Origin of the sequence: Streptomyces sp. TLI_185, assembly GCF_003814765.1 — a bacterium.
Lineage (GTDB): Bacteria > Actinomycetota > Actinomycetes > Streptomycetales > Streptomycetaceae > Streptomyces.
In genome coordinates this window covers 1334118-1348409 of the sequence record NZ_RKRB01000001.1, presented here as the reverse complement: position 1 = coordinate 1348409, position 14292 = coordinate 1334118, and the positions used below count along the sequence as shown (strand labels likewise).

The window sequence follows — 14292 nt, the reverse complement described above, 5'->3', positions numbered from 1 at the left end:
GTTCATTCATCCGCCTCCGGCGGCGTGTGCGCACCGTGAGGGGAGTGATCCTGGCTTATCTTCGCCACGAAATCTGACATCCGGAGTAAATATGAATAAAACGGATGAGCTGGTTGGTGTGGCGGAAGAAGTGGCGCTCGTCGCCCCGGCCGGTCATCAGGAGCGCCGCGTCACCGGACGGCCCCTGCCCGTCGTCATCGTCACCACAGTCGGCTCGGTGGCAGTCCTCTCTCTCACCGGCGTCGGATGGCTGAACCAGCCCGCCGTCGCGGCCTGGCGCACGGTCTGTCTGGCCATCACCCTCCAGGCGCTGCCCTTCCTCCTTCTGGGCACGGTCCTGTCGGGGGCGATCAACGCCTTCGTGCCGGCCGACCTGTTCACCCGGATCCTGCCCCGCAGGCCCGCACTCGCCGTCCCGGTGGCCGGCGTCGCGGGGGTCGTCCTGCCGGGCTGCGAGTGCGCCTCGGTGCCGGTCGCGAACAGCCTGATCCGCCGCGGTGTCACTCCGTCCGCCGCGTTCGCCTTCCTCCTCTCCGCGCCCGCGATCAACCCGATCGTGCTCACCGCCACGGCCGTCGCCTTCCCCGGAAACCCCGCCATGGTCGCCGCCCGGCTGCTGGCCTCCCTCGTCACCGCGGCCGCGATGGGCTGGTTGTGGCTGTGGCTGGGACGTGAGGAGTGGCTGCGGCCGTCCGTCCGCCACACCGGCCACCGGTCGGGACACAGCCGCCGACGGGAGTTCCGCCTCGGCTTCCAGCACGACTTCCTGCACGCCGGCGGCTTCCTGGTGCTGGGCGCCATGGCCGCGGCCACCTTCAACGTGGCCGTGCCGCGCTCGGTACTCGACACCTTCTCCGGCTCGCCCTTGCTGTCGGTGCTCTTCCTGGCCGCGCTCGCCGTCCTGCTCGCCGTCTGCTCGGAGGCCGACGCGTTCGTCGCCGCCTCGCTCACCGGCTTCTCGCCCACCGCGCGGCTGGTGTTCATGGTGGTCGGCCCCATGGTCGACCTGAAGCTGATCGCCCTTCAGGCGGGGACGTTCGGCCGGTCCTTCGCAGTCCGCTTCTCCACCGCGACGACGCTGGTGGCCGTGGCCGCCGGCGTCCTGATCGGAGGCGCACTGCTGTGAAGCGCCACGCCCAAGTCCTCCTGCTGGTCCTGACCGGCCTGGGCCTGCTGCACGCCGCCCTGTTCAGCGACCTCTGTCTGCGCTACGTCAAGGAAGGCCTGCGCCCCCTGCTGATCGCCTCCGGGGTGCTGCTCCTGCTGCTGGGCCTGGCAGGAGCAGCGCTGGACCGCGCAGCCCCCGAAGCCGACGCACACGCACACGGTCACGACCACTCCACCGCACCCCGCATCGCCTGGCTGCTGTTCCTGCCCGCGCTCAGCCTGCTCCTCTACGCCCCGCCCGCCCTCGGCGCGTACACGGCCTCGCACGCGAACAACAAGGCCGTGCCGAAGGCGCAGCGGTTCGATCCGCTGCCCGCGACCGTCCCGCTGCCGATGACCCTCACCGACTTCACCGCCCGGGTCCAGCAGGACGGCGAGCAGGCCATCAAAGGCCGCAGCATCCGCATGACCGGATTCGTCACCCCGGCCGGGCAGGGCGGCGGCTGGTATCTGACCCGGATCATCTTCACCTGCTGCGCGGCGGACTCCCAGTCGGTCAAGGTCCGCATGTACGGGACGTCCGTACTGCCGGCCAACACCTGGGTGGCCGTCACCGGTACCTGGCACCCCAAAGGCACGCTCGGCACGAAGTCCGCGACGGCCGCCCTCGACGTCCACCGCACCGAGCGCATCTCCCCGCCCGTCAACGCATACACGGACGACCTGCCGATCACGCCCTCGTGACGCAACATCGGCATCAGGGCGTGTACGTGGCCTTCTCCGCCGTGCCCACGACCTGCCGCCCGTCCGCCTCGGTGAGCAGCCACCCGGACAGGCGGCTCAGGATCGCCGAACGGCGGACCCCGGCCCCTGCGCAGGGTCGACGACGGCGGCAGCGAGCCTCAACTGCTTGACCTGTTGGACGAGATCTGGTGTGCGCTCGAAGTCCCCGTAGGACGACTTCGGGTCGGCGTCGCGGGCGCGCAGATACGCACTGGTCAGGGCCCCGGCTTCGGCCCGGTCGACACCGTGCAGCTCTGCCGTCACGTCGTCGACGAGCCCTGCCACGGCCGCACCGGCGGGCGAGACGTGCTTGAAGGAAGCGGCCGCCGGCCGGCCGAGGGACCAGCTCGCCTCCCGCACCAGCTGCCAGCCGTTGAGGGCGTCGAGCAGGCTGATGTACGACGGGCTTCCATGCACCACACGGCCTGGCCGCACCGGCGTTGCATCCGCCACCTGCTGCGGGTTCATTCCGTACCGCGGATCCACGTCATGGCCTCCTCAGCGAGAATCACTGACGGAGGCGCCCAGGCGGTCGACGCTCACGCAGAACCTCGGCCGCTCCCCGGTGGCCGTCCACCCTGGGGCGGGTCGGTCAGTGCACCTGCGTGGTGCGCACGAACTCCCGGATGATCCGCGCCAGTTCCGCCGGCCGGTCCAGGGGGAGCAGCGTGTAGCCGTCGTCCACCTCGACCAGCCGTCCCTGCGGCAGCAGCGCGGCAAGACGACGGCCGTGCTCGGGCGGCATCACCCGGTCCTCGCGCGCCCAGACCACCAGGGCGGGCCGGTCGAAGAGCGGCAGACGTTCGGCCGTGGCCTCGAGCAGGCGGCGGGTGGCCCGGTTCGCGCTGCGGAGGAGGCGTACGGCGTCACGGCGGATGGCCGGCTGCCGCAGGACCGGCCGCATCCAGCGCGCGGTGGCCGCATCGCCGCGCTTGGTCAGCCGGCCGAACGCGATCGGCAGCCGGCGCACCGCCCGCACCCGCATCTGCTGCATGAACAGCCCGAACAGACGAGGCGAGAGCCGACCGGAGAGAACCAGGGTCCGGCCCGTCAGCCCCGGTGGGAAGTTGTCGAACGCATCGCAGGACACCAGCACCGCCCGCCCCACCCGCTCCTCCCCGTCGGCCATCAGGAACTGCACGAGGACCCCGCCCGTGTCGTTGCCGACCAGGGTGACCTCCCTCAGATCCAGCCGCTCCAGGAGCTCCGCAACGAGCTGCGCCACCCCGGGCAGAGACAGATCCGCGTCCGCGCGCATGGGGTGGCGGTGCGCGCCGAGGGGCAGCGTCGGGGCGATGCACCGGTGGTCGGCGGCCAGGTCGGCCGACGGCCCCTCCCACAGCGAGGCGTCCATCATCAGGCCGTGCAGCAGCACGAGTACGGGACCGTCGCCGCCGCTGTCCTGGTACGCGACCGTGCCCGCGGACAGCTCGATCTCGTACGTGTCCGCAGTGCGGGCAGTGGTGTTCATGAGGCCCTCCCGTGCGTCTCCGCCATGTGTCCGCACTCAAGAGGGCCGAGCGGCCCGGAGTGTGACATCTGACCGGCAGGACACCTCATCCCGCCCCGCCCCGGTGGCAGAATCGGCGGCGTGGACCGGGGGATCCTCGAGCGCGAGCCCGAGCTGGCACAGCTGGCCACGGCCGCACGGGAGGCGGCGGACGGGGCCGGCTCGGTGGTGCTCGTCTTCGGGGAGGCCGGAATCGGCAAGTCGAGCCTGGTCAGGGCCATGCCCGAGCACCTTCCCGGGCAGGCCCGCGTGCTCGTCGGACAGTGCGACGACCTCGCCACCAGGCGACCCCTCGGCCCGTTCCGCGACCTCGTCGGCAGCGTCGGCGCCGCACTCGCCCGCGCCGTCACCGAGGGTGGAGACCGCCACCGCGTCTACGAGGCCCTGCACGGCGAGCTGGCCGTGACCCCGCATCCTGCGGTACTCGTCGTCGAGGACGTGCACTGGGCCGACGAGGCATCCCTGGACGCCCTGCGTTTCCTCGTCCGGCGCATGGAGCGGCTGCCCGCCCTCCTCGTCCTCACCTACCGCGACGACGAGCTGAGCCGCGGACACCCCCTGCGCCACCTCCTCGGCCAGGTCTCCCGGGCACCCCGAGTGCACCGCCTGCCCCTGGCCAGGCTGTCACTCGACGCCGTCCGCACGCTCAGCGCGGCCGGCCGGCTCGACCCCGCTCAGGTCTACGAAGTCACGTCCGGGAACCCCTTCTTCGTCGCCGAGGTCCTCGCGGCCGGCGGCACCGGGGGAGTGCCCCCGACCGTCGTCGACGCCGTGCTCGCCCGGCTGCGCGGACTCGAACCGGCCACCGTCGACGCACTGGAGCAGCTCGCCGTCGTCCCCTCGGCGGTCGAACGCCCGCTGGTCGACGCGCTGCTGGGCGGCGGGGTGACCGTCCTCGCGGCGGCCGAGCAGCGCGGGCTGCTGACCGTGGCCCCGGAACGGGTGGCCTTCCGGCACGAGCTGATCCGGCGGGCGGTCGCCGACTCCGTGCCCACCGCCCGGCGCATCGACCTCAACCGCACCGTCCTCGCGGCCCTCGTCGCCCGGCCCGGCTCGGACGCGGCCCGCATCGTCCACCACGCCGCCCAGGCCGGCGACCAGGACGCCATCGCCCGCTACGGGCCCGACGCGGCCCGCGACGCAGCCTCCGCAGGCGCCCACCGCGAGGCCGCCGCCCAGCTGCGGCTCGTCCTGCAGCAACGGCACCGCTACGCCCCGGCAGACCTCGCCGACCTGCTCGAACGCTACGCCGTGGAGAGCTACACCATCGCCGAGTCGGCCGCCGCCGTCACCGCCCAGCGCGAGGCGGTCGCCCTGCGCCGCTCCCTCGGCGACACCCTCGCCCTCGGCGCCGACCTGCGCTGGCTCTCCCGTATCCACTGGTGGGCCGGGGACGCCGACGAGGCGCAGGACGCCGCCCGCGAGGCCGTCTCCGTCCTGGAACACGCGGGCGACGACCGGCTGCTGGCTCTTGCCGTCAGCAACATCGCCCAGCTGCGGATGCTGTCCGACCGCTACCCCGAAGCCGTCGAACACGCCGAACGGGCCATCGTGCTCGCTCAGAAGACGCAGGACGCGGCGATCCTCTCGCACGCCCTCAACAACATGGGCACGGCCCGCTGGCGCGGCGGAGACCCCGGCGGGCGGCACCAGTTGGAGGAGAGCCTCGAGGTCGCCCTGGACGCCGGTGAGGTCGAGCACGCCTGCCGCGCCTACGCCAACCTCATCTGGACCCTCCTCGACCATCTGCAGTACGCGGAGGCCGACCGTTTCCTGCTCCCGGCCATGGACCTGGCCGACCGCGCCGAACATCTCGGCTTCCTCACCTACCTCCATGTCGAGCTGGCCATACGCCGGCTCGCCGCCGCCGACTGGGACGAGGCCGAGCGGCACGCCGAGTTCGGCATCCACGACTTCCTGCCGGCGCGCTGCCCGGCCCTGACCGTCCTCGCCCGCATCCGCACCCGCTGCGGCCGTCCGGGCGCCGACGCACTTCTCGCCGAGGCCCGGGAGATCGCCGTACGGACCCGGGAACTCCAGCGCACCGGCCCCGTCGCCGCCGCGCTCGCGGAGGCTGCCTGGCTGCGGGGCGACCACGCCGCCGTCGTCGAGGCCGTCGCCCCGGTGCACGCCCAGGCCCGCCATCTGGCCGGCGTCCCCTACCGCGCCGAACTCGGCTACTGGCTCACCAAGGCCGGACACGCGATCCCGGCGGACGACTCGGGACATCCGTACGCACTGCAGGCCCGCGGGCAGTGGCGGCGGGCCGCGGCCCTGTGGCACACGGCGGGCTGCCCCTACGAACACGCCGCCGCCCTCGCCGAGAGCCCGGAGCCCGCCGACAAACTCACCGCCCTCGCCCGGCTCGACGCGCTGGGCGCCGAACCGCTGGCCCGGCTGGTCCGCGCCGAACTGCGCGGGCTCGGCGTGCGCCGCATCCCGCGCGGTCCGCTCCCCGCCACCCGCGGCAACCCGGCCGGCCTCACCGAACGCCAGCTGCAGGTCATACGGCTGCTCGCCGAGGGCCTGACCAACTCCGAGATCGCCGCCCGGCTCGTCGTCTCCGTCCGCACCGTCGACAACCACGTCCGCGCGGTCCTCGACAAGCTGGAGGCACCCACCCGGCGCCACGCCGCCGTCCGCGCCGCGGAGCTCGGACTGCTCGCCGAGGGCGAAACGTAGGTACCCCGCGCGCCCGAGCTAGGTGACACCCACGGATACCCGGGCCCGCGCAACCCGAGTAGAACGGACGGATCGACCCGACTCCGAAAAAACGGGGGAAATCCGTATGTCCAGCACACCCGCCCAGGCGGCACGCAGGGAACTGGCCGACTTCACCGGGGAGTTGATCGGACCCGAGGACTCCGGCTACGAACAGGCCCGCACCGTCTACAACGCGATGATCGACCGGCGCCCGGCACTCGTCGCACGCTGCGCCGACGCGGACGCCGTGGCCCGCGTGATCGGCTTCGCCCGAGCGCATGACCTGCCCCTCGCCGTCCGCGGCGGCGGCCACCACGGGGCCGGACTCGGCACCGTCGACGGCGGTGTGGTGGCCGACCTGTCGCCCCTCAAGGACATCCACGTCGACCCCGTGGGCCGCTCCGTCCGCGTCGGCGGCGGCTGTGTCTGGGGCGAGGTGGACCGCGCGACCAACCCGCACGGCCTCGCCACCCCCAGCGGCATCGTCTCCACCACCGGAGTCGGCGGCCTCACCCTCGGCGGCGGGCTCGGCCACCTGACCCGCAAGTGCGGACTGACCATCGACAACCTCCTCGCCGCCGACATCGTCCTGGCCGACGGCCGGCAGGTGCGCGCGAGCGCCGACGAGAACACCGACCTGTTCTGGGCCATCCGCGGAGGCGGCGGCAACTTCGGGGTCGTCACCTCCTTCCTGTTCCGGCTGCACGAGGTCGGCACCGTCGTGGGCGGCCCGACCTTCTGGCCCGTCGAGATCAGCCCCGAAGTCCTCAGCGCCTACCGGGACTTCCTCCCGAACGCACCGCGCGAACTCAACGCCTTCTTCCTGTTCGGCACCGTCCCACCCGCCCCGCCGTTCCCCGAGGACATCCACCTGCGCAAGACGGCCGGAGTCGTCTGGTGCTACGCGGGCGAGGACCCCGAGGCCGCCGCCCGCGAGATGGCCCCGCTGCTCGACGCCCTGCCGACACCGATGCTGCACGCCGTCGGACCGATGCCACACCCCGCCCTGCAGTCCATGTTCGACGGGCTCTACCCGCCCGGCCACCAGTGGTACTGGCGCGCCGACTTCGTCAACGAGATCCCCGACGAGGCCGTCGAACTCCACGCCAAGTTCGGCGCCGAGGTGCCGACCGTCCAGTCGACCATGCACCTGTACCCGATCGACGGCGCAGCCCACGACGTCGGTCCCGACGACACACCCTGGGCCTACCGAGGCGCCCAGTGGTCCACCGTCTACGCCGGAGTCGACCCCGACCCCGCGGGCGCGGAACTCGTCAAGCGCTGGACCGTCGACTACTTCGACGCCCTGCACCCGTACTCGGCGGGCGGCGCCTACGTGAACATGATGATGGACGAGGGCCAGGACCGCGTCCGGGCCAGCTACCGCGGCAACTACGACCGTCTGGCCCGCGTCAAGGCCGACCGCGACCCGGACAACGTGTTCCGCCTCAACCAGAACATCCGGCCCAGCTGAACCAGGCGCCGATGAACGGTCGGTGCCCCGGGCGGGGGACGGGACACCGCCGGGCCTTGGTTCACCAGGTGTCGACGAACGGGCGGTGTCCCGCCTCCGGCACGGGGCACCGTTCCAGCGCCGCAAGAATCCAGGCCCGCGACCCGGCCGGGTCGATCACCGCGTCGATCTCCAGCGCGGCCGCCGCGTTGACCGCCTTCCCGCGTTCGTACAACTCGGCGACCCGCTCCGCGAAGACACGCGCACGCTCGGCCGGGTCCGTGATCGCCGCCAGCTCCCTGCGGTAGCCGAGCCGCACCGCACCCTCAAGACCCATCCCGCCGAACTCGCCGCTCGGCCAGGCCGCCGTGGCCAGCGGAGCCCGCGTCGAGCCGCCCATCATGGCCATCGCCCCCAGCCCGTACGCCTTGCGCAGCACCAGACTCACCAGCGGCACCCGCAGATTGGCGCCCGTCACGAACAGCCGCGCGAAGTGCCGTACGGTGGCGGTCCGTTCGGCGTCCGGGCCGACCATGAACCCCGGGGTGTCGCACAGCGAGACCACCGGCAGCCCGAACGCGTCGCACAACTGCAGGAACCGCGCCGCCTTGTCGGCCGCATCCCGGTCGATCGCCCCGCCCAGATGCGCCGGGTTGCTGGCCAGCAGCCCCATCGGCCGTCCCTCGATCCGTACGAGACAGGTCAGCACGCCCACGCCGAACTCCGGCCGCAGCTCCAGCACCGAGTCCGTGTCCGCGAGCCCGGTGACCGCCGCCCGCACGTCGTAGGCCCGCCGCCGGTTCTCCGGCACCACCTGCCGCAGCAGCCGCCGATCCGGCGCCTCCCAACTGCCTTGCGCCCCTTGGAAGTACGACAGATACCGGCGCGCGACCCGCACGGCCTCCGCCTCGTCGGCGACCGCGAGGTCCACCACCCCGTTGGGCACCTGCACCGACAGCGGCCCCACCTCCTCCGGCCGGAACACCCCGAGGCCACCGCCCTCGATCATCGCGGGCCCTCCCATCCCGATCGTGGCGTCGGGCGTGGCGATCACGACGTCGCAGCAGCCCAGCAGCGCCGCGTTACCGGCGAAACACCGCCCCGAGGCGATGCCGACCAGCGGGACCAGCCCGCTGAGCCGCCCCATCCGCCGGAAGGTGGTCACGTCGAGGCCCGCCACGGCCGTGGTGTCGGTGTCCCCGGGCCGCCCGCCGCCGCCCTCCGCGAACAGCACCACAGGCAGCCGCCGCTCCTCGGCGATCTCCAGCATCCGGTCGGTCTTGCGGTGGTTCTGCAGTCCCTGGGTACCGGCGAGAACCGTGTAGTCGTACGACATCGCCACGCACGGCCGGCCGTTGATCTGCCCGGTGCCGGTGACCATGCCGTCGGCCGGCGTCGACCGGATCAGGTCGTCCAGCGAGCGGCGGCTGCGCTGGGCGGCGATCGCGAGGGCGCCGAACTCGGTGAAGGTGCCCGTGTCGCACAGGTCCTCGATGTTCTCGCGGGCGGTGCGCCTGCCGAGGGCGTGCCGCCGCGCGACGGCCTCCGGCCGGTTCTCGTCGAGACCGAAGGAGTGCCGCCGTACGACTTCGGCGAGGTCCGCGCGCACGGCATCCGGATCGACCGGCTCCGCCGCGGGCCCCTCGCCCTGTGCACCGCCGAGGTCGTCCAGGGTGGCCAGCGGGGAGCCCTCACCGACCGTTTCGCCCACGCGTGCGTGCAGCAGCCGTACCACTGCGGAACCGGGAGCCCGCACCACGTGCTCCATCTTCATCGCCTCCAGCACCAGCAACTGCTGGCCGGGCCGCACCGGTTCACCGGGGGAGACGTCGACGGAGACGACAGTGCCGCTCAGCGGTGCGACGACCGTGCCGTCACCGGCCGCCTCCTGCGGAACGACGTGGGCCTGCGCCAGTTCCGCCACCACACCCGTGTGCTCCCAGAAACGCGGCCGCGCCAGCACCTCCCGCAGCAGCGGAATCCCCGTTCGCACCCCCTCCACCGCGAACTCCCCCAACGCCCGCCGCGCCCGCGCACAAGCCGCCTCCGCATCGCCCGCCGGGACGTGCGCGACCACCTTGGCGAGCAACGGGTCGTACCGGACACCGACCTCGGCCCCCGCCCGGATCGCCGTGTCGACCCGCACACCGGGCCCCGACGGCAGGTCGAACCGAGTGATCCGTCCCGCCCCCTCGGCAGTGACCCGCGCCTGCACGGCGAACCCGCGCGGTGCAGCCGGTGGCCCCGGCAACCCCACGTCAGCGAGCGTGGCCCCGGCCGCCAGGCGCAGTTGGACGGCGACCAGGTCGACCCCGGTCACCTCCTCGGTGACCGTGTGCTCCACCTGAAGCCGCGGATTGGCCTCGATGAACCAGAACTCCTCGCCCCGGAGCATGAATTCGAAGGTGACCAGGCTGGAACAGCGGGCGGCACGGGCCATCCGCAGTGCGGCGCCCAGGATCCGCTCCCGGGTGCCATCGGAGAGTTCGGGGGCGGGCGCGATCTCGATCACCTTCTGGTGGCGGCGCTGCGCGCTGCAGTCCCGGTCCCACAGATGCGTGACGGCTCCGGTTGTGTCCCCGACGACCTGGAGCTCGATGTGCCGGGCGCCCTCCAGCAGCCGTTCCGCATACAACCCGCCCCGACCGAAGCCCTGTTGAGCCTCCGAGGCGCATCGCTCCCACGCCTCGGCCAGCTCCTCGGCCCGCCGCACGACCCGCATCCCGCGTCCGCCGCCCCCGCCCACCGCTTTGATCATCACGGGTCCGGCGACCAGCAGTTCCCGCGCGCCGTCCGGGCCGTCGGCCCCGGCGAGCACGGGAACCCCCGCCTCGACGGCGAACTCACGCGCCCGCGCCTTGTCCCCGAAGACCGCGAGCACCTCGGGCGTGGGCCCGACGAAGGTGATCCCGGCCGCGGCGCAGCGACGCGCGAAGTCCGAGTCCTCGCTCAGAAAGCCGTACCCGGGGTGCAGGAAGTCGCAGCCGGTGCCGCGCGCGGCGGCGAGCAGTCCGCCGCCGTCGAGATAGTCGTCCAACGGCACGGCCTCGTCGGCCAGTCGGGCGTGCGCGTCGTCGCCCTCGGCGTACACCGCCACCGAGCGCAGCCCGGCCTCCGAGGCGGCCCGCAGGACGCGCACGGCGATCTCCCCGCGGTTGGCGACGAGCACGGCGGCACTACCCATGGGAGCCCTCCAGGACACGGACCTCAGCGGACCTCATCGACCGGCCCCGCCATGCTCATTGACATTGACGTCAACGTCAATACGCTCACCGTGTGGCACGCACACACAAGGCCTGGGCGGTCCGCACCGCCCGCGACCGCACCGAGGCCCCGGCCCGCGCCCGGCTCCTGGACGCAGCCGAGGCCGTCTTCGCGCAGCTCGGCCTCGGCCCCGCCACCGTCGCCGACATCACCACGGAGGCGGAGGTCTCCCGGGCGGGCTTCTACGTGTACTTCGCCTCCAAGGAGGAGATCTTCCGCGTCCTGGCGGTACGCGTACGGGACGCGTTCCTCGCCGCGCAGGAGGTGCCGGGCGTCGACACGGACGACCCGCACGCCGTCGCCGAGGCGTCCATCGGGGCCTTCATCGCCGCCTACGCCCGACACCGGCCGCTGCTGGGCCTGTTGGAGCAGCAGGCCCGCACCGACCCCGCCATGGCCCAGCTGTGGGACGAGATCCGCGAACGGCCCGTCCACCGCCACGCCCGCTACATCCGCCGCCTCACCGACCGCGGCCTGGCCGCCCCGGCCGCCGAACCCCTTGCACTGGCCCGCGCGGTGGGCGGCATGTGCGTCGAGTTCGCCCGCCGCGTCGCCGCGCGCCCCGACACGTACGAGGACGCAGTACGCGACGTCACCAGCATGTATCTGCACCTGCTCGGAGCCGCACGAACACGTCAGGAGTAGCCACACCATGACGGCAACGCCACGCACCGACGCATACCTCGCCGATCTGCGGGCCCGCTGGGCGAAGTCGAGGCGGGGCAGGCAGCCCGACACCACGACCCACCGTGCCGGCGAGCGGACGGTGCCGGGGTATGTACGGCACTGGGCGCGCGAGAAGCCCGACCGGCCCGCGTTCGTCGCCCACGGACAGGCGCTCACCTACCGCGAACTCGACGACGCCACCGACCGCTTGGCCGGGTGGCTGGAGAGCCGGGGTGTGCGCCCCGGTGACCGGGTGGCCGTCCAGCTGCCCAACAGCGTGTTCTTCGCGGTTGCGTTTCTCGCGATCCTTCGGCTCGGAGCGGTCCACGTTCCGGTCAACCCCATGTTCAAGGCCGTGGAGACACGGCACGAGATCGACGACTCCGGCGCCGAACTGGTGCTGTCCTTCGAGTCGTTGCGGGACGTGCTCGCCGAGGCGCTCGACGGCACGGCCGCACGCGCGGTCCTGCTCGAGGACGAGTGGCCCGCCATCATGGAGCACCCGCCCCTGGCCGCGACGGCCGAGGACCTCGACGCGCCGGCCGCCCTCAACTACACGGGCGGTACGACCGGACTGCCCAAGGGCGTCGAGCACACCCAGCGCCACATGGTCTACACGGCCACCGCCATCCAGAACGGTATGCCCGGCGCCGAGGACGGCATCGTCTCCCTGTGCTACCTGCCCGTCTTCTGGATCGCGGGCGAGAACCTCGGCATCCTCGCCCCGCTGGTCTCCGGCGGCACCAGCGTGCTGCTCACCCGCTGGGACCCGGCCGCCGTGCTCGACGCGGTCCAGACGCACCGGGTGACCACCATGGCCGGAACCGTCGAGAACTACCTCGAACTCCTCGACCACCCGGACTTCCCGCACCGCGACCTCAGCAGCCTCAGCGCCCCGCTCGCCATCTCCTTCATCCGCAAACTCACCCCCGAAGTGCGCGCACGCTGGCGGCAGGCAACCTGCGGCATCCTGCGCGAGGCCTCGTACGGCATGACCGAGACCCACACCAGCGACACCAACACCCTCGGCTTCCAGGACGGCGACCACGACCTGCTCGGCGACCCCGTGTTCTGCGGACTGCCCGTGCCCGGCACCGAGTTCATGGTCGTCGACTTCACCAGCGGTGAGCCGCTGCCACTGGGCGAACCCGGCGAGATCGTCGTCCGCGGCCCCTCGGTCCTCACCCGCTACTGGCGCGCACCCGAGGCCACCGCCCGCGCGCTGCGCGACGGCTGGCTGCACACCGGGGACATCGGCAGCCTCGACGAGGACGGATGTCTGCGCTACCTCGGCCGGAACAAGGACATGATCAAGGTGAAGGGGATGAGCGTGTTCCCGACCGAGGTCGAGACCCTGCTCGGACGGCATCCCGAAGTGCTCGCGGCAGCCGTCGTCGCCGTCGAGGACGAGCACAGCGGACAACTGCCGTATGCCTTCGTACGGACCGCACCCGGTTCGGCGCTGACCGCCGACGAGCTGCGTACCTGGGCGAAGAAGGCGATGGCGACGTACAAGGTGCCGCTGGTCGAGATCGTGCCCGAACTGCCCCTCACCCCGACCGGAAAGATCAGGAAGACGGAGCTGAGCGCACGAGCCAGTCGTACGCGCCCCGCGCCGTGAACTCCCCCTGACCGCCGCGCAGCAGCAGGTCCGCGGTGGCGAACTCCGGGGCGTCGGCCTGGGCGGCGACGTACGGGATCGCGATGCAGCGCATACCGGCGGCGTGCGCTGCGGCGGCGCCGGGGGCGGCGTCCTCCAGGACCACACAGTCGGCCGGGGCCGCCCCGAGACGGCGGGCCGCCTCCAGGAAGACGTCCGGGGCCGGCTTGCCGCGGGGCACCTCGTCGGCCGACACGACGGTGCGCAGATACGCGTCCAGGCCGGTGCCGGCCAGGATCGCCTCGATCGCCTCCGGTGAGGACCCCGAGGCCACGGCCATCGGTACGCCCTCGGTCGCGAGGAGCTCCACGAACTTCCGCATCTCCGGGTACGCGCGGGTGGCGGCGCGGGCCAGCGCCAGATAGCGGCGGTTGGTGTCGGCGAGGAGCTCGTCCACGGGGGCCGCGAGCACGTACTCCTGCTTCCACAAGGCGGCCGTCTCCTGGGTGCTGACACCGACGTACCGCTCGTGCTCGGTCCAGGTGAAGTCCGGGACGCCGTGCTCGGCGAGGGTCTGGCGGCCCGCCTCGTAGTAGTTCGGCTCGCTGTCCACGAGCGTTCCGTCGAGATCGAAGATGACCGAAGTGGCGCCGAGCCTGCTCATGGCTCCAGCATGGCAGCGCACCATGGCAAGTTCATTTGCGGGCCGCACGGCCGATCGACTCGACCAGCGGCAGCAGCCGCTGCGGCACGCGCTCGCGCAGGGCCACCTCGGTGCGGGTGCGGACGACGCCGGGCAGGCTGATCAGCTTCTGGATCACGTCCTCCAGATGCGCGTTGTCGCGCGCCACGACCCGGGTGAGCAGATCGCCGCCGCCCGTGATCGAGAAGGCCTCGACGATCTCCGGCACGGAGGCCAGCGCCTCACCCACGTCGTCCAGATGTCCCTGGGTGACCTCGATGTGCACGAACGCGAGCACCGGGTGGCCGAGCGCGGCGGGGGAGAGCGTCGGGCCCGTGCCGGTGATCACGCCGTCGCGTTCCAGCCGGTCGAGGCGGGCCTGCAGGGTGCCGCGGGCGACGCCCAGGATCCGGGCGTACTCGCGCACGCTCGTGCGCGGCTGCTCCATCAGCAGCCGCAGGATGCGGGTGTCGAGCTCGTCGACGGCCATGGTGCCCGGCCTCCTCGTACGTGGTCCGTTGGCT

Annotated in this window: 11 protein-coding genes; 6 read left to right on the top strand and 5 right to left on the bottom strand. The window is 72.6% G+C overall.

What is annotated here, in order from left to right:
• The first annotated feature begins 91 nt into the window (after positions 1-91).
• Positions 92-1126 (top strand): permease, encoded by a 1035-nt coding sequence (locus EDD92_RS06130; RefSeq protein ID WP_123963366.1) that lies wholly within the window; start codon positions 92-94, stop codon positions 1124-1126.
• A complete protein-coding gene (locus tag EDD92_RS06125; protein ID WP_030931210.1) occupies positions 1123-1851 on the top strand; it encodes a TIGR03943 family putative permease subunit in 729 nt (242 codons plus the stop codon). The genes EDD92_RS06130 and EDD92_RS06125 overlap by 4 nt, the downstream gene beginning before the upstream one ends.
• A gap of 96 nt (positions 1852-1947) precedes the next feature.
• On the opposite strand, the gene EDD92_RS06120 is transcribed toward EDD92_RS06125, so the two are convergent.
• Entirely contained in the window at positions 1948-2376 is a 429-nt protein-coding gene (locus tag EDD92_RS06120) for a hypothetical protein (protein WP_123963365.1), read from the bottom strand.
• Positions 2377-2482: 106 nt separating this feature from the next.
• Positions 2483-3361: an alpha/beta fold hydrolase gene (locus tag EDD92_RS06115; protein ID WP_123963364.1), complete on the bottom strand. Its 879-nt coding sequence runs from the start codon at positions 3359-3361 to the stop codon at positions 2483-2485.
• 120 nt (positions 3362-3481) lie between these two features.
• Between EDD92_RS06115 and EDD92_RS06110 the strand changes: the two genes are divergently transcribed.
• Together EDD92_RS06110 and EDD92_RS06105 are read left to right on the top strand one after the other, a co-directional pair.
• Complete coding sequence (locus tag EDD92_RS06110) at positions 3482-6082, top strand: AAA family ATPase (RefSeq protein ID WP_123963363.1); 2601 nt, start codon at positions 3482-3484, stop codon at positions 6080-6082.
• Between the two features lie 106 nt (positions 6083-6188).
• Positions 6189-7577 carry an FAD-binding oxidoreductase gene (locus EDD92_RS06105; RefSeq protein WP_123963362.1) on the top strand — a complete coding sequence of 463 codons (1389 nt, stop codon included), beginning with the start codon at positions 6189-6191 and terminating at the stop codon, positions 7575-7577.
• Positions 7578-7638: 61 nt separating this feature from the next.
• Here EDD92_RS06105 and EDD92_RS06100 read toward each other — a convergent pair whose 3' ends face one another.
• Positions 7639-10740: a carboxyl transferase domain-containing protein gene (locus tag EDD92_RS06100; RefSeq protein WP_123963361.1), complete on the bottom strand. Its 3102-nt coding sequence runs from the start codon at positions 10738-10740 to the stop codon at positions 7639-7641.
• Between the two features lie 92 nt (positions 10741-10832).
• On the opposite strand from EDD92_RS06100, the gene EDD92_RS06095 reads away from it, so the two are divergent.
• Both EDD92_RS06095 and EDD92_RS06090 read left to right on the top strand, forming a co-directional pair.
• A complete protein-coding gene (locus EDD92_RS06095) occupies positions 10833-11465 on the top strand; it encodes a TetR/AcrR family transcriptional regulator (protein WP_123963360.1) in 633 nt (210 codons plus the stop codon).
• A 7-nt stretch (positions 11466-11472) separates the two neighbouring features.
• Entirely contained in the window at positions 11473-13107 is a 1635-nt protein-coding gene (locus EDD92_RS06090; protein ID WP_123963359.1) for an AMP-binding protein, read from the top strand.
• On the opposite strand, the gene EDD92_RS06085 is transcribed toward EDD92_RS06090, so the two are convergent.
• The gene (locus EDD92_RS06085) at positions 13055-13750 is read right to left on the bottom strand and encodes an HAD family phosphatase (RefSeq protein WP_123963358.1); all 696 of its coding nucleotides are present in this window, start codon (positions 13748-13750) and stop codon (positions 13055-13057) included. The genes EDD92_RS06090 and EDD92_RS06085 overlap by 53 nt on opposite strands.
• Positions 13751-13781: 31 nt before the next feature.
• On the bottom strand, positions 13782-14258 hold the full coding sequence (locus tag EDD92_RS06080; RefSeq protein WP_030931193.1) for an Lrp/AsnC family transcriptional regulator: 477 nt from the start codon (positions 14256-14258) through the stop codon (positions 13782-13784).
• Between the last annotated feature and the right edge of the window lie 34 nt (positions 14259-14292).